General features: G+C 63.4%; 20 protein-coding genes and 1 tRNA gene. All 21 read left to right on the top strand.

Going from position 1 to position 19,725, the window contains the following annotated elements; translation table 11 throughout:
- The first annotated feature begins 80 nt into the window (after positions 1-80).
- The 21 genes from tpiA (at position 81) to SB751_RS02845 (ending at position 19,720) form a co-directional block, all read left to right on the top strand.
- Positions 81-818, top strand: coding sequence for a triose-phosphate isomerase (gene tpiA / locus SB751_RS02945; protein WP_144201565.1), 738 nt, complete (start codon positions 81-83; stop codon positions 816-818).
- 49 nt (positions 819-867) lie between these two features.
- Positions 868-1,233, top strand: a complete 366-nt coding sequence (secG, locus tag SB751_RS02940) for a preprotein translocase subunit SecG (protein ID WP_144201563.1) — start codon at positions 868-870, stop codon at positions 1,231-1,233.
- A gap of 189 nt (positions 1,234-1,422) precedes the next feature.
- Positions 1,423-1,507 (top strand) — tRNA-Leu (locus SB751_RS02935).
- Between the two features lie 173 nt (positions 1,508-1,680).
- Positions 1,681-2,040: an NADH-quinone oxidoreductase subunit A gene (locus SB751_RS02930; protein WP_144201561.1), complete on the top strand. Its 360-nt coding sequence runs from the start codon at positions 1,681-1,683 to the stop codon at positions 2,038-2,040.
- Positions 2,041-2,046: 6 nt separating this feature from the next.
- Complete coding sequence (locus tag SB751_RS02925) at positions 2,047-2,529, top strand: NuoB/complex I 20 kDa subunit family protein (RefSeq protein ID WP_008643342.1); 483 nt, start codon at positions 2,047-2,049, stop codon at positions 2,527-2,529.
- A gap of 1 nt (position 2,530) precedes the next feature.
- On the top strand, positions 2,531-3,133 hold the full coding sequence (locus tag SB751_RS02920; RefSeq protein ID WP_144201559.1) for an NADH-quinone oxidoreductase subunit C: 603 nt from the start codon (positions 2,531-2,533) through the stop codon (positions 3,131-3,133).
- Positions 3,134-3,143: 10 nt separating this feature from the next.
- Positions 3,144-4,397, top strand: coding sequence for an NADH-quinone oxidoreductase subunit D (locus SB751_RS02915; protein ID WP_144201557.1), 1,254 nt, complete (start codon positions 3,144-3,146; stop codon positions 4,395-4,397).
- Positions 4,398-4,622: 225 nt separating this feature from the next.
- A complete protein-coding gene (gene nuoE / locus SB751_RS02910; RefSeq protein WP_144201713.1) occupies positions 4,623-5,120 on the top strand; it encodes an NADH-quinone oxidoreductase subunit NuoE in 498 nt (165 codons plus the stop codon).
- 1 nt (position 5,121) lies between these two features.
- Positions 5,122-6,417, top strand: coding sequence for an NADH-quinone oxidoreductase subunit NuoF (gene nuoF / locus SB751_RS02905; protein WP_144201555.1), 1,296 nt, complete (start codon positions 5,122-5,124; stop codon positions 6,415-6,417).
- 12 nt (positions 6,418-6,429) lie between these two features.
- The gene (gene nuoG / locus SB751_RS02900; protein WP_149136412.1) at positions 6,430-8,802 is read left to right on the top strand and encodes an NADH-quinone oxidoreductase subunit NuoG; all 2,373 of its coding nucleotides are present in this window, start codon (positions 6,430-6,432) and stop codon (positions 8,800-8,802) included.
- 18 nt (positions 8,803-8,820) lie between these two features.
- Positions 8,821-9,885, top strand: a complete 1,065-nt coding sequence (gene nuoH / locus SB751_RS02895; protein ID WP_144201551.1) for an NADH-quinone oxidoreductase subunit NuoH — start codon at positions 8,821-8,823, stop codon at positions 9,883-9,885.
- Positions 9,886-9,959: 74 nt separating this feature from the next.
- Complete coding sequence (nuoI, locus tag SB751_RS02890) at positions 9,960-10,448, top strand: NADH-quinone oxidoreductase subunit NuoI (protein ID WP_186296954.1); 489 nt, start codon at positions 9,960-9,962, stop codon at positions 10,446-10,448.
- 171 nt (positions 10,449-10,619) lie between these two features.
- Positions 10,620-11,261 (top strand): NADH-quinone oxidoreductase subunit J, encoded by a 642-nt coding sequence (locus tag SB751_RS02885; RefSeq protein ID WP_144201547.1) that lies wholly within the window; start codon positions 10,620-10,622, stop codon positions 11,259-11,261.
- A gap of 17 nt (positions 11,262-11,278) precedes the next feature.
- Positions 11,279-11,584, top strand: a complete 306-nt coding sequence (nuoK, locus tag SB751_RS02880) for an NADH-quinone oxidoreductase subunit NuoK (RefSeq protein WP_029050842.1) — start codon at positions 11,279-11,281, stop codon at positions 11,582-11,584.
- Between the two features lie 55 nt (positions 11,585-11,639).
- Complete coding sequence (gene nuoL / locus SB751_RS02875) at positions 11,640-13,724, top strand: NADH-quinone oxidoreductase subunit L (RefSeq protein WP_144201545.1); 2,085 nt, start codon at positions 11,640-11,642, stop codon at positions 13,722-13,724.
- A gap of 27 nt (positions 13,725-13,751) precedes the next feature.
- Positions 13,752-15,218 (top strand): NADH-quinone oxidoreductase subunit M, encoded by a 1,467-nt coding sequence (locus tag SB751_RS02870; protein WP_149136410.1) that lies wholly within the window; start codon positions 13,752-13,754, stop codon positions 15,216-15,218.
- A gap of 21 nt (positions 15,219-15,239) precedes the next feature.
- Entirely contained in the window at positions 15,240-16,715 is a 1,476-nt protein-coding gene (nuoN, locus tag SB751_RS02865; RefSeq protein ID WP_144201541.1) for an NADH-quinone oxidoreductase subunit NuoN, read from the top strand.
- Positions 16,716-16,744: 29 nt separating this feature from the next.
- A complete protein-coding gene (locus SB751_RS02860; RefSeq protein WP_144201539.1) occupies positions 16,745-17,059 on the top strand; it encodes a DUF2818 family protein in 315 nt (104 codons plus the stop codon).
- 44 nt (positions 17,060-17,103) lie between these two features.
- Positions 17,104-17,745: an NUDIX domain-containing protein gene (locus SB751_RS02855; protein WP_144201537.1), complete on the top strand. Its 642-nt coding sequence runs from the start codon at positions 17,104-17,106 to the stop codon at positions 17,743-17,745.
- A 205-nt stretch (positions 17,746-17,950) separates the two neighbouring features.
- Entirely contained in the window at positions 17,951-18,421 is a 471-nt protein-coding gene (locus SB751_RS02850) for a DUF1178 family protein (protein ID WP_144201535.1), read from the top strand.
- A gap of 96 nt (positions 18,422-18,517) precedes the next feature.
- Positions 18,518-19,720 carry an acyl-CoA dehydrogenase family protein gene (locus tag SB751_RS02845; protein ID WP_144201533.1) on the top strand — a complete coding sequence of 401 codons (1,203 nt, stop codon included), beginning with the start codon at positions 18,518-18,520 and terminating at the stop codon, positions 19,718-19,720.
- Positions 19,721-19,725 lie beyond the last annotated feature (5 nt).

Genomic DNA, 19,725 nt, shown 5'->3' with positions numbered 1-19,725 from the left:
GTGTATGCAATTGTCCGCCCGTTGTGGCGGACCCCTTCCGGCCACGCTACAATAGTGGGTTTATTTCAGAGGGGGCACTTGTGAGACAAAAGCTGGTCATCGGCAACTGGAAGATGCACGGCAGCCTGGCCGCCAATGCGGCGCTGCTCGACGGTATCAAGGCGGCTTCGGCCCGCGCGACGCTGGCTGTTTGCGCACCGTTCCCCTATCTTGCCCAGTGCCAGACGCTGTTGTCGGGCTCGCAAGTGGCCTGGGGTGCCCAGGATGTGTCGGCTGAGGCACGTGGTGCCTTCACGGGCGAGGTGGCTGCCTCGATGCTGGCCGAGTTTGGTGTGAGCTACGCACTGGTCGGCCATTCCGAGCGCCGCACCTATCACGGCGAAACCAACGCCACCGTGGCGGCCAAGGCGCTGCGGGCCCTGGAATTTGGCATCGTGCCCGTGGTCTGCGTAGGCGAGACGCTCGCCGAGCGCGAAGCCGGGCAGACCGAAGCCGTGGTCGGTCGTCAGTTGCAAGCCGTGCTGGATGCGTTGTCTATCGAGCAGCTTGGTCGGATTGTTCTGGCCTATGAGCCTGTCTGGGCGATCGGCACCGGCAAGACCGCCTCCAGTGCCCAGGCGCAGGCCGTGCATGCCGTCCTGCGCGCGCAGGTGGCGGGCAAGGATGCTGGCGTGGCATCGCGCATGGCCATCCTGTACGGCGGCAGCGTAAAGCCGGACAATGCGGCCGAACTGTTTTCCATGTCCGACATCGACGGGGGCCTGATTGGTGGCGCCTCGCTGAAGGCGGATGATTTCCTCGCGATCGGCAACGCCTGATGCCGGTTCCGATCGTCTGATCAGGCAAGTTCGAAACGAATTCAACCAAATGGCAATCTTCAAGACTTTGTTGGTAATCGTGCAGGTCCTGTCCGCGCTGGGCGTGATCGCACTGGTCCTGCTGCAGCACGGCAAGGGCGCCGATGTGGGCGCGGCGTTCGGCTCCGGTGCATCGGGCAGCCTGTTCGGCGCCTCGGGCTCCGCGAACTTCCTGTCGCGTACCACGGCCGTGCTCGCATCGTTGTTCTTTGTCTGCACGCTGGGCCTGACGCTGCTGGGCAACTACAAGCCCACCGCTTCGCTGGGCGTGATGGGTGCCGCGCAGCAGCCCACGCCGGCCTCCGCGCCGGCTGGTGCGTCGGCGCCCGCGGCCGCTGCGGCCTCGGCCCCGGCAGGTCCTGCTGTACCGAAATAATCCGCCTGCGATCTGGCTGATTCCTGAGTTTTTTTAAAGTTGTGCATTGAACAAATCAGGGATCTTGGGTTAGAATGCAAGGCTTGAAACGATTCCCCAGCGACGGGGCTCAAGGCGGAAGACAGACTCTTCCACACGGGCTTCGGAGGGTGTAAAAACCCGGCGCAAGGCAATATTGTTTCTCCCCCAGCCGACGTGGTGAAATTGGTAGACACGCTATCTTGAGGGGGTAGTGGCGAAAGCTGTGCGAGTTCGAGTCTCGCCGTCGGCACCAAACAACTTGATCGGCGTCCGTCCGGAGCCGGCCCTCGGGCCATGCTTTGGATTGCGGCGCCGGCAGTCCGCAAGGCGGCGCCGTAGCTAAGACGGGATGGCGCTTGGGGTGGGCAACAGGACGCCGCTTCAGCTGGTGCTGTTGACAACATTCCAGATAAGGCTGGCCGTATCTTGACTCTCGAAGCCTACTTCCCCGTCCTCATCTTCATCCTCTTTGGCGTCGTGCTCGGTGTGGCACTGATGTCCATTGGTCGGATACTCGGTCCCAACAATCCTGATACCGCGAAGCTGTCGCCCTACGAGTGCGGCTTCGAAGCGTTCGAGGACGCGCGCATGAAGTTCGACGTGCGCTACTACCTCATCGCCATCCTCTTTATCCTGTTCGATCTCGAAACTGCCTTCCTGTTTCCGTGGGGTGTCGCCCTCAAGGATATCGGCTGGCCGGGATTCATCGCCATGGGCGTGTTTCTGCTGGAATTCATCGTGGGCTTCGTCTACATCTGGAAAAAGGGCGCGCTCGATTGGGAGTGATGTGAAATGGCAATCGAAGGCGTTCTCAATGAAGGCTTCGTCACGACTACCGCTGACAAGCTGATCAACTGGACCCGCACGGGCTCGCTCTGGCCGATGACGTTCGGCCTGGCGTGCTGTGCCGTGGAAATGATGCATGCCGGCGCCGCGCGCTACGACATGGACCGCTTCGGCGTGATTTTTCGCCCGTCGCCGCGTCAGTCGGACGTGATGATCGTGGCCGGCACGCTGTGCAACAAGATGGCCCCCGCGCTCCGCAAGGTCTATGACCAGATGGCCGAGCCGCGCTGGGTGATCTCGATGGGCTCGTGCGCTAATGGCGGCGGCTACTACCACTACTCGTACTCGGTGGTGCGCGGCTGCGACCGCATCGTGCCGGTCGATATCTATGTTCCGGGCTGCCCGCCGACGGCGGAAGCGCTGATCTACGGCGTGATCCAGCTGCAGAACAAGATCAAGCGTACCAACACCATCGCGCGCAAGGGCTGACATGGCGAATAACCTGGACACCCTCAAGACTGCGCTCGAAAAGGTTCTCGGCAAGCGCGTGCAGAGCCTGGTCGAAGCGGTTGGCGAGCTGACGCTGATCGTCAAGGCCGACGACTACCTCGAAGTGGCCCGCCTGCTGCGCGACGAGCCGTCGCTGCGCTTCGAGCAACTGCTGGACATCTGCGGCGTCGACTACTCCGACTACGCCGATGGCGCCTGGGACGGCCTGCGCTTCGCGGCCGTGTCGCACCTGATCTCGATCACGCACAACTGGCGCCTGCGCCTGCGCGTGTTCGCGCCGGATGATGACCTGCCCGTGGTGCCGTCGCTGATCGACGTGTGGAATTCGGCCAACTGGTTCGAGCGCGAAGCCTTCGATTTCTACGGCATCGTGTTCGAAGGCCACCCGGACCTGCGCCGCATCCTGACCGACTACGGTTTCGTCGGCCACCCGTTCCGCAAGGATTTCCCGGTTTCCGGCTTCGTGGAGATGCGCTACGACCCGGAACAGAAACGGGTGATCTACCAGCCGGTGACGATCGAGCCGCGCGAAGTCACGCCTCGCGTGATTCGCGAGGAAAACTACGGCGGCGTGCAGCACTGAGATCGACGTCATGGCAGATATCAAGAATTACACCCTGAACTTCGGCCCGCAACACCCGGCGGCGCACGGCGTGCTGCGCCTGGTGCTCGAGCTGGACGGCGAAGTCATCCAGCGTGCCGACCCCCACATCGGCCTGCTGCACCGCGCCACCGAGAAGCTGGCCGAACAGAAGACCTGGATCCAGAGCGTGCCGTACATGGACCGTCTCGACTACGTGTCGATGATGGTCAACGAACACGCCTACGTGATGGCCATCGAGCGCCTGCTGGGCCTCGAGGTGCCGGTGCGTGCGCAGTACATCCGCGTGATGTTCGACGAAATCACCCGCCTGCTGAACCACCTGATGTGGATCGGCTCGCACGCGCTCGACGTGGGTGCGATGGCGGTGTTCCTCTACGCGTTCCGTGAGCGCGAGGACATGTTCGACATGTACGAGGCGGTGTCGGGCGCGCGCATGCACGCGGCCTACTACCGTCCGGGCGGCGTCTACCGCGACCTGCCTGACACGATGCCGCAATACCGGGCGTCGAAGATCCACAACGAGCGTGCCATCAAGGTGATGAACGAAGCCCGTTCGGGCTCGCTGCTGGACTTCATCGAAGACTTCACGAACCGTTTTCCGACGTACGTGGATGAATATGAGACGCTGCTGACCGATAACCGTATCTGGAAGCAGCGTCTGGTGGACATCGGCGTGGTCAGCCCGGAGCGGGCACTGCAGATGGGCTTTACCGGCCCGATGCTGCGCGGCTCGGGCATCGAGTGGGACCTGCGCAAGAAGCAGCCCTACGAGGTGTACGACCAGCTCGACTTCGACATCCCCGTCGGCAACGGCGGCGACTGCTACGCGCGCTACCTGGTGCGCGTGGAAGAGATGCGCCAGTCGAACCGGATCATCAAGCAGTGCGTGGACTGGCTGCGCCGCAACCCGGGCCCGGTGATCACCGAGAACCACAAGGTGGCACCGCCCTCGCGCGTGGACATGAAGTCCAACATGGAAGAGCTGATCCACCACTTCAAGCTGTTCACCGAAGGCATTCACGTGCCGGCTGGAGAGGCTTACGCGGCGGTGGAGCACCCGAAGGGCGAGTTCGGCATCTACGCGATCTCGGACGGCGCGAACAAGCCGTACCGCCTGAAGATCCGTGCACCTGGCTTTGCCCACCTGGCCGCGCTGGACGAAATGGCCAAGGGACACATGATCGCCGATGCCGTGACGATCATCGGGACGCAGGACATCGTGTTCGGCGAGATCGACCGCTAAGTCGATCGAGAATCCGGAGACGGGGAGTCTCCACCCAGGCGTAAAGGCCGTCACCCGGACGACGATTCGGGTTCATGCGGCCGGCCCCGCGAGTGTCGGGGGCGGCAGGCGATGCCTGCGACGGACCGGCGGGGCGCAGAGCGACCTGGCCGGCGGAACATGGCAGCGACGGCTGCAAACCAGCGGAGGCCGCGAGCCGGCGTCCGCCGTATTACTGCAATGACCATGCTATCAGCAGAAGCTCTCAAGGAAATCGATCGCGCGATCGCGAAGTATCCGGCCGACCAGAAACAGTCGGCCGTGATGGCGGCACTCGCCGTGGCACAGGGCGAGGTGGGCTGGGTTTCCCCCGAAGTCATGCAGTTCGTCGCCAGCTACCTCGACATGCCGCCCGTGTGGGTGGAAGAGGTGGCCACGTTCTACAACATGTATGACACCAAGCCGGTGGGCAAGTACAAGCTCACCGTCTGCACCAACCTGCCGTGCGCACTGTCCGGCGGCGACCGCGCGGGCGACTACCTGAAGCGCAAGCTCGGCATCGACTACAACGAGACCACCGCCGACGGCTGCTTCACCCTGAAAGAGGGTGAGTGCATGGGCGCCTGCGGCGATGCACCGGTGATGATCGTGAACAACACCCGTATGTGCAGCTTCATGAGCAACGACAAGCTCGACGCGCTGGTCGACGAGCTGAAGACCGAAGCCGCCAAGGGAGCCAAGTAACATGACCTCTCTGCACGACCGTCACATCAAGCCGCTGATCCTGGCTGGCCTCGACGGCAAGAACTGGCACCTCGAAGACTACGTCAAGCGCGGCGGCTACAAGCAGCTGCGCCGGATTCTGACCGAGAAGATTCCGCCCGAGCAGGTGATTGCCGACGTCAAGGCGTCCGGCCTGCGCGGCCGTGGCGGCGCTGGCTTCCCCACGGGCCTGAAGTGGAGCTTCATGCCGCGTACGTTCCCGGGCCAGAAGTACCTGGTCTGCAATACGGACGAGGGCGAGCCGGGCACGTTCAAGGACCGCGACATCATCCGCTACAACCCGCATTCGCTGATCGAGGGCATGGCCATCGGCGCGTATGCGATGGGCATCACCGTGGGCTACAACTACATCCACGGCGAGATCTGGAACGAGTACAAGATCTTCGAGGAAGCCCTCGAGGAAGCGCGTGCGGCCGGGTTCCTCGGCGACAAGATCATGGGCTCGGACTTCAACTTCCAGCTCCATGCGCACCATGGCTACGGCGCGTACATCTGCGGCGAGGAAACGGCGCTGCTGGAGTCGCTCGAAGGCAAGAAGGGCCAGCCGCGCTTCAAGCCGCCTTTCCCTGCGAGCTTCGGCCTGTACGGCAAGCCGACCACGATCAACAACACCGAGACGTTTGCCGCGGTGCCCTTCCTGCTGGAAGTGGGCCCGGAAAACTATCTCAAGCTGGGCAAGCCGAACAACGGCGGCACCAAGATCTTCTCGATCTCGGGCGACATCGAGCGTCCGGGCAACTACGAGATCCCGCTGGGCACGCCGTTCTCGACGCTGCTCGAGCTGGCCGGCGGCATGCGCGGCGGCAAGCGCATCAAGGCGGTGATTCCGGGTGGCTCGTCTGCCCCGGTGGTGCCGGGCGACCTGATGATGGCGTCGGACATGGACTACGACTCGATCGCCAAGGCCGGCTCGATGCTGGGCTCGGGCGCCGTGATCGTCATGGACGAGACCCGCTGCATGGTGCGCTCGCTGCTGCGTCTGTCGTATTTCTATTTTGAAGAATCGTGCGGCCAGTGCACGCCGTGCCGCGAAGGCACCGGCTGGCTCTATCGCATGGTCAATCGCATTGAACACGGAGAAGGGCGCCAGGAAGACCTGGACCTGCTCAACAACGTCGCGGAAAACATCATGGGGCGCACGATCTGCGCGCTCGGCGATGCTGCGGCGATGCCGGTACGCGGCATGCTCAAGCACTACTGGAAAGAGTTCGAGTATCACGTCGAACACAAGCAGTGCATGGTCCCGGCCCATTCTTAAGCGTGGCAGAACATGGTTGAACTCGAGATCGACGGCAAGAAGGTAGAGGTTGCGGAAGGCAGCCTCGTGATGGAAGCCGCCCGCAAGCTGGGCACCTACATCCCGCATTTCTGCTACCACCGCAAACTCTCCATCGCGGCGAACTGCCGCATGTGCCTGGTGGAGGTGGAGAAGGCGCCCAAGGCGCTGCCCGCCTGCGCCACGCCGGTGACGCCTGGCATGAAGGTCTTCACGAACTCGGAAAAGGCCGTCAAGGCCCAGAAGTCCGTGATGGAATTCCTGCTGATCAACCACCCGCTCGACTGCCCGATCTGCGATCAGGGCGGCGAATGCCAGCTCCAGGATCTGGCGGTGGGCTACGGTGCGTCGGAGTCGCGCTACAAGGAAGAGAAGCGCGTGGTGTTCCACAAGAACGTGGGCCCGCTGATCTCCATGGAGGAGATGACCCGCTGCATCCACTGCACCCGTTGCGTGCGCTTCGGCCAGGAAGTGGCCGGCGTGATGGAACTGGGCATGTTGAACCGTGGCGAGCACTCGGAAATCACGACCTTCGTTGGCCAGACCGTGGATTCGGAACTGTCCGGCAACATGATCGACCTGTGCCCGGTTGGCGCGCTGACGAGCAAGCCGTTCCGCTACTCGGCCCGTACGTGGGAACTGGCGCGTCGCAAGTCGGTGTCGCCGCACGACGGCCTGGGCGCGAACCTGGTTATCCAGACCAAGAACCAGCGCGTCATGCGCGTGCTGCCGCTGGAAAACGAAGAGATCAACGAGTGCTGGCTGTCGGACAAGGACCGCTTCGCCTATGAAGGCCTGAACAGCCCGGACCGCCTGGTGCGTCCGCTGCTGAAGCAGGGCGGTGAATGGATGGAAACCGACTGGCAGACCGCGCTGGAATACGTCGCCAACGGCCTCGCGAGCATCAAGCGCGACCATGGCGCCGACCAGATCGCCGCGCTGGCCAGCCCGCACAGCACGCTCGAAGAGCTGTACCTGCTCGGCAAGCTGGTGCGTGGCCTCGGCAGCGACAACATCGACTTCCGCCTGCGCCAGACCGATTTCTCGGCAGCCCTGAAGGGCGCGCCGTGGCTCGGCATGCCGGTGGCCGATGTGACCACGCTGCAACGCGTGCTCGTGATTGGTTCGTCGCTGCGCAAGGATCACCCGCTGCTGGCCTCGCGTCTGCGTCAGGCCGGCAAGAAGGGCGCCCGCGTGACGGTGCTGGGTGCTGGCGGTGAAGACCTGCTGATGCCGGCGACGCGCATCGACGTGGCCCCGTCCGCCTGGACCGCCGCGCTGGCCGGTGTGGCCCGCGCCGTGGCGTCTGCCAAGGGTGTGGCGGCTCCCGCCGGTACCGAGGGTTTCGATGGCGGCGACGCCGCGGCCAAGGTGGCCGAAGCGCTGCTGTCCGGCGAACGCCGTGCGGTGTTCCTCGGCAACGAGGCTGTGCGCCATCCGCAATTCTCGGCGCTGCACGCGCTGGCACAGTGGATCGCCACGGAAACGGGCGCGACGCTGGGCTTCCTGACCGAAGCGGCCAATACGGTCGGCGGCTACATCGCCGGCGCGCTGCCGCAGCAAGGCGGCGCCAATGCGCAGGCGATGCTCGACGCGCCGCGCAAGGCCTACATCGTGCTGAACGCCGAACCCGAGTTCGATACCGCCGACGCCCGCAAGGCGCTGGCCGCGCTGAACCAGGCCGGTACGGTCGTGGTGCTGTCGCCGTTCCGCTCGGAAGCGGCCATGCAGTACGCCGACGTGATCCTGCCGGTGACGCCGTTCACGGAAACCGCCGGTACCTTCGTCAATGCCGAAGGCGTGCCGCAGAGCTTTAACGGCGTGGTGCGCGCGCTGGGCGAATCGCGTCCCGCCTGGAAGGTGCTGCGCGTGCTGGGCAACCTGCTGGATGTGCCGGGCTTCGACTTCGACACGGCCGAAGCCGTACGCGAGGAAGTGCTGGCCAAGCCGGTGGCACCGCAACTGAACAACACCACCGATGCCCCGATCCGCGTGACGGCTGCTGCCGCCAACGGTATCGAGCGCATTGCCGATGTGCCGATCTACCATGCCGACCCGATCGTGCGCCGTGCCGACTCGCTGCAGCTGACCGCGGCCGCGCGCCGTGCGATGCAGGTGGCGCTGTCGTCCGACCTGTTCGACAAGCTGGGCGTGCAGGTGGGCGACCCGGTGCGCGTGACGCAGGGCGAGGGTAGCGTGGTGCTGCCGGCCGCGCTGGAAATCACGCTGCCGGCCAACACCGTGCGCGTGCCGGCCGCTACCGTGGCCGCCGCGACGCTGGGTGCGCTGTACGGCAACGTCACCGTCGAGAAAGCCATCGAGCTGCCGGGCCAGCAGGCCAAGGCAACGCCGGCGGCCACCGCATAAGAAGAGCGAGAACGCAACATGATCGATTGGATTACCTCGCAAGGCCAGGCTGTGTTCGGTGGCGCGTGGACGCCGCTGTGGATTCTCATCCGCGCGGTGGTCATTGTGGTGCCGCTGCTGCTGTGCGTGGCCTACCTGATTCTCTGGGAGCGCAAGCTGATTGGCTGGATGCACGTGCGGATCGGCCCGAACCGCGTGGGCCCGCTCGGCCTGCTGCAGCCGATTGCCGACGTGCTGAAGCTGCTGCTCAAGGAAGTCATGATGCCGTCGCAGGTCAGCCGGGGCATGTACCTGGTGGCCCCGCTGATGGTGCTGATGCCGGCCGTGGCAATCTGGGCGGTGATTCCGTTCCAGGCCGAGGTGGTGATGGCGGACGTGAACGCCGGCCTGCTCTATGTGATGGCGATCAGCTCGGTGGGCGTCTACGGCGTGATCCTGGCCGGCTGGGCCTCGAACTCGAAGTATGCGTTCATCGGCGGGATGCGCGCCGCTGCGCAGATGGTGTCGTATGAAATCGCCATGGGCTTCGCGCTCGTGACGGTGCTGATGGTGTCGGGCAGCCTGAACCTGTCGGCCATTGTGAACGGCCAGAACACCGGCTACTTCGCCAACATGGGCATCAACGTACTCTCGTGGAACTGGCTGCCGCTGCTGCCGATGTTCGGCGTCTACTTCATCTCGGGCGTGGCGGAAACGAACCGTCACCCGTTCGACGTGGTGGAAGGCGAGTCGGAAATCGTGGCGGGTCACATGATCGAATACTCGGGCATGGGCTTCGCGCTGTTCTTCCTGGCCGAATACATCAACATGATCGTCATCTCGACGATGACCGCGCTGATGTTCCTCGGTGGCTGGGCGCCCCCGTTCTCGAGCGCGCTGACCAACATGATCCCGGGCTTCTTCTGGCTGCTGATCAAGGTTTTCCTGCTGCTGTCGGTATTTATCTGGATCCGTGCATCGTTCCCGCGCTACCGCTATGACCAGATCATGCGCCTGGGTTGGAAGATTTTCATTCCGCTGACCGTGGGCTGGCTGATCATCGTGGCGATCTGGATCAAGTCGCCGTGGAACATCTGGCACTGATGTGCCCGGCGACGGCGCGCCGCTGCAAGTGGCAGGGCGCGCCGCGCGGAAATAATTAGGAAGCAATCGTCATGCTGCTCGCCATCAAGGACTTCTTCAACAGCCTGCTCCTGAAGGAACTCTTCAAGGGCATGGCGCTGACCGGCCGCTATCTCTTCGCGCGCAAGATCACCGTCCAGTTCCCGGAAGAGAAAACGCCGATGTCGCCGCGCTTCCGCGGCCTGCACGCGCTGCGCCGCTACCCGAACGGGGAAGAGCGCTGCATCGCCTGCAAGCTGTGTGAAGCCGTGTGCCCGGCCGTGGCCATCTCGATCGAGTCGGACCAGCGTACGGACGGCACGCGCCGCACCACGCGCTACGACATCGACCTGACCAAGTGCATTTTCTGTGGTTTCTGCGAGGAAGCCTGCCCGGTCGATGCAATCGTCGAGACGCATATTCTCGAGTATCACGGCGAGAAGCGCGGCGACCTGTACTTCACCAAGGACATGCTGCTGGCCGTGGGCGACCGCTACGAACCGCAGATCGCGGCGAACAAGGCTGCGGACGCCAAGTACCGCTAAGCAGGCCAGCATCGCTGAACAGGGCGGGTGCCGGAAACAGCGCCTGGACCTGAAGTGAATTTGAATTTGAATCGGCCCTGAACAGGGGCCACCAGAAGGATGCCGCGCATGGCGCGGACCACCCCGGGGGTGGTTCGTGCCGCGTGGCCCAAAGAGGATCCGATAGGGACCATGGAACTCACGACCGCCATCTTCTACGTCTTTGCGCTGGTGCTGGTGCTCTCCGCACTGAAAGTCATCACGGCAAAGAACCCGGTGCATTCCGCACTGTTCCTCGTCCTGGCGTTCTTCACCGCCGCGGCGATCTGGATGATCCTGAAGGCGGAGTTCCTCGCCATCCTGCTCGTGCTCGTCTACGTGGGCGCCGTGATGGTGCTGTTCCTGTTCGTGGTGATGATGATCGATATCGATATCGAGCACCTGCGCCGCGACTTCTGGACCTACGTGCCGCTGGCTTCGGTGGTGGGCGCGCTGATCATCGCCGAAATGGCGATCGTGCTGGTGCGCAACTTCATCGGCACCACGGCCGCTGTGCTGCCGCCCGGCTCGCAGGACCCCAACTACTCGAACACCGGCGCGCTCGGCAAGCTGATCTACACGGACTACATCTTCGCGTTCGAAGTGGCCGGCATCATCCTGCTCGTGGCCATCGTCGCCGCCGTGGCACTGACGCTGCGCCGCCGCAAGGACGTCAAGGCACAGGATGTGTCGAACCAGCTGCGTACCCGCCGCGATGACCGCGTGCGCCTGGTGAACATGCCGGCCGAGGGCCGGGCCGGAGCGGATGCGAACGCAGCCGCCAATAAGAACTAAGCCCGGAGAATAACGCTGTGCTCTCTCTCGCCCACTTCCTCGTGCTCGGTGCGATCCTCTTCGCAATCAGCATCGTTGGCATTTTCCTGAACCGCAAGAACGTGATCGTGCTGCTGATGGCGCTCGAGCTGATGCTGCTTGCGGTCAATATGAACTTCGTCGCCTTCTCGCACTATATGGGCGACCTGGCCGGACAGGTTTTCGTTTTCTTCATCCTCACGGTGGCCGCTGCCGAGTCGGCAATCGGTCTGGCAATCCTGGTCGTGCTGTTCCGTAACCTGGACACGATCAACGTGGATGACATGGATACGCTCAAGGGCTGATCCATGACCTCCATGACCCAAGACTGCTCCCCGACCGCACACCAATAAGCGTCCTATGGCAACCACGCTCAACCCCAACCTGCTGCTGGCGATTCCGCTGGCGCCGCTCGCCGGCGCCGCGATAGCCGGCCTGTTCGGCACCAAGTTCTTCGGCACGTTCTCCTCGGATACGCGCGGCGGCCGCATCGTGGCCCACACCGCCACGATCCTCGGTGTCGCCATCGCCTTCGTCCTCTCGCTGCTGGTGCTGCGCGACGTGATGGACGGCGCCGGCTACAACGGCACCGTGTACGAATGGATGGCCATCGGCAGCCTGAAGATGGAAGTCGGCTTCCTGGTGGATTCGCTGACCGCGATGATGATGGTGGTCGTGACCTTCGTGTCGCTGATGGTGCACATCTACACCGTGGGCTACATGCAGGGCGACGCCGGCTACAACCGCTTCTTTGCCTACATCTCGCTGTTCACCTTCTCGATGCTGATGCTGGTGATGAGCAATAACTTCCTGCAGCTGTTCTTCGGCTGGGAAGCGGTGGGCCTCGTCTCGTACCTGCTGATCGGTTTCTGGTACACGCGTCCGACGGCGATCTTCGCCAATATGAAGGCGTTCCTGGTCAACCGCGTGGGTGACTTCGGCTTCATCCTCGGTATCGGCCTGCTGCTGGCCTACAGCGGCAGCATGGACTACAGCGCCGTGTTCGCCAAGCGCGAGGCACTTGCCGCCGTGACCTTCCCGGGCACCGACTGGATGATGTTGACCGTGGCCTGCATCTGCCTGTTCATCGGCGCGATGGGCAAGTCGGCACAGTTCCCGCTGCACGTGTGGCTGCCTGATTCGATGGAAGGCCCGACCCCGATCTCGGCACTGATCCACGCGGCAACCATGGTGACCGCCGGTATCTTCATGGTGGCACGCATGTCGCCGCTGTTCGAACTGTCGGACACCGCGCTGTCCTTCGTGCTGGTGATCGGCGCGATCACCGCGCTGTTCATGGGCTTCCTGGGCATCATCCAGAACGACATCAAGCGTGTGGTGGCGTACTCCACGCTGTCGCAGCTGGGCTACATGACCGTGGCGCTGGGTGCTTCGGCCTACTCGGTGGCGGTGTTCCACCTGATGACGCACGCGTTCTTCAAGGCACTGCTGTTCCTTGGAGCCGGTTCGGTCATCATCGGCATGCACCACGACCAGGACATCCGCAACATGGGCGGCCTGCGCAAGTACATGCCGATCACCTGGATCACGTCGCTGGTGGGCTCGCTGGCCCTGATCGGCACGCCGTTCTTCGCGGGCTTCTATTCCAAGGACTCGATCATCGAGGCCGTGGCCGAGTCGCATATCGCCGGTTCCGGCTTTGCGTACTTCGCCGTGCTGGCCGGTGTGTTCGTGACCGCGTTCTACTCGTTCCGCATGTACTTCCTGGTGTTCCACGGTGAAGAGCGTTTCGGCAAGCCGCACGCCCACCACGACCACCACGAGGAAGAAGATGAATCGCACGGCGACGACCATCACCATGGCCTGGCCCCGGGCGAGAAGCCGCACGAATCGCCGTGGGTGGTGACGCTGCCGCTGGTGCTGCTGGCGATTCCGTCGGTGATCATCGGCGCCATCGCCATCGAGCCGATGCTGTTCGGCGAGTTCTTCAAGCACGGCGTTGCGTTCAAGGACGTGATCTTCGTGGGCGAGAACCACCATGCAATGGAAGAACTGCGTGAAGCATTCCACGGCTGGGTGCCGATGGCGATCCATTCGCTGACGACCCCGGTGCTGTGGCTGGCCATTGCCGGTGTGGTGCTGTCGTGGTTCTTCTACATGAAGCGCCCGGACATCCCGGCCGCGATCCAGCAACGCTTCTCGGGCCTCTACAAGCTGCTCGACAACAAGTACTACATGGACGCGTTCAACCAGGCAGTGTTCGCACGCGGTGCGCGCCTGCTGGGCACCGGCCTGTGGAAGGGCGGCGACCAGGGCCTGATCGACGGTCTGTTCGTCAACGGTTCGGCCCGCGTGGTGGCATCGTTTGCCGCTGCCAGCCGCTACCTGCAGTCCGGCTACATCTACCATTACGCGTTCGCGATGATCCTCGGCATGCTGGTGCTCCTGACGCTGACGATCACTGGCGTGATAGGCACCAAGTGATAGGCACCAAGTAAGGAAAACAAAGAAATGGTTCTGTCTTTCGCAATCTGGCTGCCTATCTTCTTCGGCTTGCTGGTCCTCGCCTCGGGCTCTGATCGCAGCAAGTGCTACGTGCGCTGGATGTCGCTGTTCGGCGCGCTGGCCAGCTTCGTCGTCACGCTGCCGCTCGTATTTCACTTCGATACCGCCTCGGCGGCCATGCAGTTCGTCGAGAACGCGAGCTGGATCGAGCGCTTCAAGATCAACTACCACCTCGGCGTGGACGGGATCTCGATGTGGTTCGTGGTGCTGACCTCGTTCATCACCGTGATCGTCGTGATCTCGGCCTGGGAAGTGATCACCGAGCGTGTGGCCGAGTACATGGCCGCGTTCCTGATCCTGTCCGGCCTGATGGTCGGCGTGTTCTGCGCGCTCGACGGCATGCTGTTCTACGTGTTCTTCGAAGCCACGCTGATTCCGATGTACATCATCATCGGCGTCTGGGGCGGCCCGAACCGCGTCTACGCGGCCTTCAAGTTCTTCCTCTATACACTGCTCGGCTCGCTGCTGACGCTGGTTGCGCTGCTGTACCTTTACAGCAAGACCGGTACCTTCGACATCCTGTCCTGGCACCAGGCCAAGCTGTCGATGAACGAGCAGATCGCGCTGTTCCTGGCGTTCTTCATGGCCTTCGCGGTCAAGGTGCCGATGTGGCCGGTCCACACCTGGCTGCCGGACGCCCACGTGGAAGCACCGACCGGCGGTTCCGTGGTGCTGGCCGCGATCATGCTGAAGCTCGGTGCCTACGGCTTCCTGCGGTTCTCGCTTCCGATCGCCCCAGATGCCAGCCACACGCTCGCCCCGTTCATCATCACCATCTCGCTGATCGCGGTGATCTACATCGGCCTCGTGGCGCTGGTGCAGGCTGACATGAAGAAGCTGGTGGCGTACTCGTCGATTGCCCACATGGGTTTCGTGACGCTGGGCTTCTTCATCTTCAACGACATCGGCGTGGAAGGCGGCATCATCCAGATGATCTCGCACGGCTTCATCTCCGGCGCCATGTTCCTGTGCATCGGCGTGCTCTACGACCGCGTGCACTCGCGCCAGATCGCCGACTACGGCGGCGTGGTGAATACCATGCCGAAGTTCGCAGCACTCTCGGTGTTCTTCGCGATGGCCAACTGCGGCCTGCCGGCCACGTCGGGCTTCGTGGGCGAGTTCATGGTCATCCTGGGTGCCGTGAAGTACAACTTCTGGATTGGCCTGCTGGCCGCCACGGCCCTGATCCTTGGCGCGGCGTACTCGCTGTGGATGGTCAAGCGCGTGATCTTTGGCGACATCGTGCACCAGCACGTGCGCGAACTGATCGACCTGAACAAGCGCGAGTTCTTCATGCTGGGCCTGCTGGCCATCATGACGCTGTACATGGGCCTGTACCCGAAACCCTTTACCGATGTGATGCACGCGTCGGTCGCGAACCTGCTGTCCCACGTGGCGCAGTCCAAGCTGTAACAGCGGGGGAGAGAAATCAACATGCAACCGTCTTCTAGCCTGGCTCCGGTGGCGCCAATCATCTTCCTGGCGATTGCCGTCGCGGCGATCAACTGGATCGACCTTGCCCGCGGCAAGGGCAGCAAGAGCGTGGCGTACCCGCTGTCGCTGCTGACCACGCTGGTCCTCACCGTCTGGTTCGGCATGAACGCCGCCGCCGGCGAAACGCACTACGCGTTTGCCAACATGGTCGTGATCGACCCGATGGCCAACGTGCTGTCGGCGTTCTGCTCGGCCGGCATGTTCCTGACACTGGTCTATACGCGCAGCTACCTCGGCGAGCGCGACATGTTCGCGGGCGAGTTCTACATGCTCGCGCTGTTCACGCTGGGCGGCCAGATCGTCATGATCACAGGCAACAACTTCCTGACCCTGTACCTGGGTCTGGAACTGCTGTCGCTGTCGTCCTATGCGCTGGTGGCCCTGCGCCGCGAGTCGCGCGTGACGTCGGAGTCGGCGATGAAGTACTTCGTGCTGGGCGCGCTGGCTTCTGGCTTCCTGCTCTACGGCGTGTCGATGATGTACGGTGCCACCGGTTCGCTGAACCTGGGCGAGGTGTTCCGTGCCGTGGAATCGGGTCGCATCAATACGACGATGCTGGCCTTCGGCGTGGTGTTCATTGTTGCCGGCCTGTCGTTCAAGCTCGGCGCCGCCCCGTTCCACATGTGGATTCCGGACATCTATCAGGGTTCGCCGACTGCCGTGACGCTGCTGATCGCGGCCGGCCCGAAGGTCGCGGCCTTCGCGCTGTTCATGCGCGTGCTGGTCGAGGGCCTGCTGCCGCTGGCCAACGACTGGCAGATGATGCTGGTCGTGCTGTCGGTGCTGTCGCTGGCGATCGGTAATCTGACCGCCATCGTGCAGACCAACCTGAAGCGGATGCTGGCGTACTCGACCATCTCGCACATGGGTTTCATCCTGCTGGGCCTGCTGTCCGGCGTGGTGGCGAACAAGACGGATGGCGCCGCCGATGCGTACAGCGCGTCGATGTTCTACTCGGTGACGTACATGCTGACCACGCTTGGCACGTTCGGCCTGATCCTGGTCCGCACCCGCAAGGGCTTCGAGGCCGAGACGCTCGATGACCTGAAGGGTATGTCGCGCCGTCATCCGTGGTTTGCGCTGCTGATGCTGGTGATGATGTTCTCGATGAGCGGCATTCCGCCGACCGTTGGCTTCTACGCCAAGCTGGCCGTGCTGGAGGCGGTGGTTGCGGCAGGCATGAGCTGGCTGGCGATCGTCGCGGTGCTGTTCTCGCTGATCGGCGCGTTCTACTACCTGCGCGTGATCAAGCTGATGTACTTCGATGCGCCGGTGGGTGAAGAGCCACTGGAAGCATCGGTTGGCCTGCGCTCGGTGCTGAGCCTGAATGGCCTGGCCATCATCCTGCTGGGTCTCTTCCCGGCAGCGCTGATGAACCTGTGCTACCAGGCAATCCGCGCCACGCTGGCGTCCTGATTGTCAGACGATAGAAAAGGCACCGGATCATGAGTTCGTCGGCGGGCGGCTGGTTTGTCATCTTGTTGGCACTGGTGTGTGCCAACCTGCCGTTCGTCAACCAGCGCCTGTTTGCGGCGGTGGGCCTTCGCTGGAAGGATGCCCGCAAGCCGCTGTGGGTGCGGGTGGCGGAACTGATCGTGTGGTACGCGGTGGCCGGTGCCGCCGGTTTCGCGGTGGAGGCCGGCCTCGGCAACACCTTCCCGCAGGGCTGGCAGTTCTACGCCATCACGGCTTGCATGATGCTGGTGTTTGCCTTCCCCGGCTTCACCTGGCAATACCTGGTCAAACATCGCACGGCCTGACGGCTTGCCTGCGCCCCGGCCGTGCTTTCCTCACCGGAGCGTTCATGACGGACAAGACCCACAAGGCCCCCCCGGCGCCCGCAAGCGGTGCCGACGAGCATCTCAGCGAAACCTGCGTGGCGTCCGCCACCCTCCATCGCGGTAAATTTCTCACCCTCAAGCAAGACATCGTCAGGCTGCCAGATGGCAAGCAGGCCGGGCGGGAGTACGTGCTGCATCCGGGTGCGGTCATGATGATCCCGCTGTTCGATGACGGCACCGTGTTGATGGAACGCCAGTTCCGCTATCCGGTGGGCGAGGTCATGCTCGAGTTTCCGGCCGGCAAGCTCGATCCGGAGGAGGGCGCGCTGCGTTGCGGCCAGCGCGAGCTGCTCGAGGAGACCGGCTATACCGCCCAGCGCTGGGACTATCTGACCCGGATCCACCCGGTCATCTCCTACTCCACCGAATTCATCGACCTGTTCCTGGCACGCGACCTCACGGCCGGCGAATCGAAGCTCGATGACGGCGAATTCCTCGAGACGTTCATCACGCCGGCGGGCCAGGTCATCGACTGGGTCCGGCAGGGCCGGATCACCGACGTCAAGACGATCATCGGCGCGTTCTGGCTTGAAAAAATCCTCTCGGGCGCGTGGCAGCCGGGCGAGCAAGCCGAGCCACCGTTCCCGCTCAGTGGCGTCGGCTGAATTCGCACATTACTGTTAAGCTTGCGGCGGCCGCGAGGCGGACATCCCGGGGTTTTCCCTTGGTTTTCCCAGTCTCGCGGGCCCGCCTTGGCAGTTTGTGTTTCCCACGCATCCTGCTAGGCGAAACGGTCACAGAAAAAATTAGCACGACCGTTCACAAAATTTCGATTCACGGCTAATATTTGCCCGACGGGCTGGAAAGATCATGAAGGTGCTCGACCTGCGCTGTGCGCAAGACCATCGTTTCGAGGGCTGGTTCGCCTCGGAGGAAGATGCGCAATCGCAGTTCTCGCGCGACCTCGTCCAATGCCCGGTCTGTGGCGACCACGCGGTCAGTCGCCTGCCGAGCGCGCCGCGCCTGAATCTCTCGGGCGCCACCGCCAGGCAGGAGACACCCAAGCCGGCCAATGCGCCGGGCGCGGTGAACGCCGAAGTCCAGCAGGCGTTGCAGGCGCTGCAGGCACGCTACCTGTCGGCGGTACGGCAGGTGCTGGCACAGACCGAGGACGTGGGCGACCGCTTTGCCGAGGAGGCGCGGCGCATGCACTACGAAGAGGCACCGGAACGCGGTATTCGCGGTTCGGCCTCGGCGGAGGATGTGCAGGCGCTGGCCGAGGAGGGCATCGAGACCTTTCCGCTCATCGTGCCGGACGCACTGAAGCAGACGGCCCACTGAACAAGCATCCTGTGCCCGGTTTTCCCGCGCAGCGATGCGCAGGTAAAACAACTCGCCGCGCGCTCAACTAGGGAGCCGGCACCACTGGAGACGGGCATGGATCTCAACTACTCGGCGGCCGACAACGCCTTCCGGCAGGAAGTGCGTAGCTGGCTCGAAGCCAACCTGCCGGCGCAAATCCGCGAGAAGGTTCTCAATCATCGCCGCCCCAACCGCGATGACTTCAAGACGTGGCACAAGCTGCTGGCCGGCAAGGGCTGGTCGGCCCCGCACTGGCCGGTGGAGTTCGGCGGCACGGGCTGGAACGCCACGCAGCGCCATATCTGGGACGAGGAAAATGCCCGCGTCGGCGCGCCCGGCGTGCTGCCGTTCGGCGTGGCGATGGTCGCGCCCGTGATCATGAAGTACGGCAATGCCGAGCAGAAGTCCTACTACCTGCCGCGTATCCTCGATTGCACGGACTGGTGGTGCCAGGGCTACTCCGAGCCAGGTTCGGGTTCGGACCTCGCCTCGCTGAAGACGCGCGCCGAACTGACGTCGGACGGCAAGCACTACATCGTCAACGGCCAGAAGACCTGGACCACGCTCGGCCAGCACGCCGACATGATTTTCTGCCTGGTCCGCACGGACCCCGAGGCCAAGAAGCAGGAAGGCATCTCGTTCCTGCTGATCGACATGAAGACGCCCGGCATTACCGTGCGCCCGATCATCATGCTCGACGAAGAGCACGAAGTGAACGAGGTCTTCTTCGACAACGTGAAGGTGCCCGTCGAGAACCGCGTGGGCGAGGAAAACCGTGGCTGGACCTACGCCAAGTACCTGCTCGGCCATGAGCGCACCGGCATTGCCCGCGTGGGCAACTCCAAGCGCGAACTGGGCTTCCTGAAGCGCGTGGCGCGCCAGCAGCAGAAGAACGGCAAGCCGCTGCTGGAAGATCCGGTATTCGGCGCCAAGGTGGCTGCGCTCGAGATCGAACTGATGGCGCTGGAGCTGACCGTGCTGCGCGTGGTGTCCAGCGAGGCGGCAGGGAAGGGTCCCGGCCCTGAGGCATCGATGCTCAAGATCAAGGGCACCGAGATCCAGCAGATGCTGACCGAACTGATGGTGGAAGCCGTCGGCCCGTACGCACAGCCGTTCGATACGGCCTACCTCGAGTGCGAGCAGCCGCACGCGGTGACCGGTTTCGACGACGCCGCGCCGCTGGCCGCGTACTACTTCAACTATCGCAAGACCTCCATCTACGGCGGGTCCAACGAAATTCAGAAGAACATCATCAGCCAGATGATTCTGGGGCTGTGAGGAGA

The organism is Cupriavidus sp. SIMBA_020, assembly GCF_046535395.1.
Classification (GTDB): Bacteria; Pseudomonadota; Gammaproteobacteria; order Burkholderiales; family Burkholderiaceae; genus Cupriavidus; species Cupriavidus campinensis.
The sequence above is the reverse complement of the archived record's forward strand: the minus strand, read 5'-3'. Positions and strand labels throughout refer to the sequence as shown.

Excerpts from the sequence above, each read along its gene's own strand:
- SB751_RS02925 (WP_008643342.1), top strand. The coding sequence starts at position 2,047 with ATGGCAATCGAAGGCGTTCTCAATGAAGGCTTCGTCACGACTACCGCT.
- SB751_RS02920 (WP_144201559.1), top strand. The coding sequence starts at position 2,531 with ATGGCGAATAACCTGGACACCCTCAAGACTGCGCTCGAAAAGGTTCTC.
- nuoH (WP_144201551.1), top strand. The coding sequence starts at position 8,821 with ATGATCGATTGGATTACCTCGCAAGGCCAGGCTGTGTTCGGTGGCGCG.
- SB751_RS02850 (WP_144201535.1), top strand. The coding sequence starts at position 17,951 with ATGAAGGTGCTCGACCTGCGCTGTGCGCAAGACCATCGTTTCGAGGGC.
- nuoE (WP_144201713.1), top strand. The coding sequence starts at position 4,623 with ATGCTATCAGCAGAAGCTCTCAAGGAAATCGATCGCGCGATCGCGAAG.
- SB751_RS02885 (WP_144201547.1), top strand. The coding sequence starts at position 10,620 with ATGGAACTCACGACCGCCATCTTCTACGTCTTTGCGCTGGTGCTGGTG.
- secG (WP_144201563.1), top strand. The coding sequence starts at position 868 with ATGGCAATCTTCAAGACTTTGTTGGTAATCGTGCAGGTCCTGTCCGCG.
- SB751_RS02860 (WP_144201539.1), top strand. The coding sequence starts at position 16,745 with ATGAGTTCGTCGGCGGGCGGCTGGTTTGTCATCTTGTTGGCACTGGTG.
- SB751_RS02845 (WP_144201533.1), top strand. The coding sequence starts at position 18,518 with ATGGATCTCAACTACTCGGCGGCCGACAACGCCTTCCGGCAGGAAGTG.
- SB751_RS02855 (WP_144201537.1), top strand. The coding sequence starts at position 17,104 with ATGACGGACAAGACCCACAAGGCCCCCCCGGCGCCCGCAAGCGGTGCC.
- SB751_RS02870 (WP_149136410.1), top strand. The coding sequence starts at position 13,752 with ATGGTTCTGTCTTTCGCAATCTGGCTGCCTATCTTCTTCGGCTTGCTG.
- nuoG (WP_149136412.1), top strand. The coding sequence starts at position 6,430 with ATGGTTGAACTCGAGATCGACGGCAAGAAGGTAGAGGTTGCGGAAGGC.
- SB751_RS02915 (WP_144201557.1), top strand. The coding sequence starts at position 3,144 with ATGGCAGATATCAAGAATTACACCCTGAACTTCGGCCCGCAACACCCG.
- nuoL (WP_144201545.1), top strand. The coding sequence starts at position 11,640 with ATGGCAACCACGCTCAACCCCAACCTGCTGCTGGCGATTCCGCTGGCG.
- nuoN (WP_144201541.1), top strand. The coding sequence starts at position 15,240 with ATGCAACCGTCTTCTAGCCTGGCTCCGGTGGCGCCAATCATCTTCCTG.
- nuoF (WP_144201555.1), top strand. The coding sequence starts at position 5,122 with ATGACCTCTCTGCACGACCGTCACATCAAGCCGCTGATCCTGGCTGGC.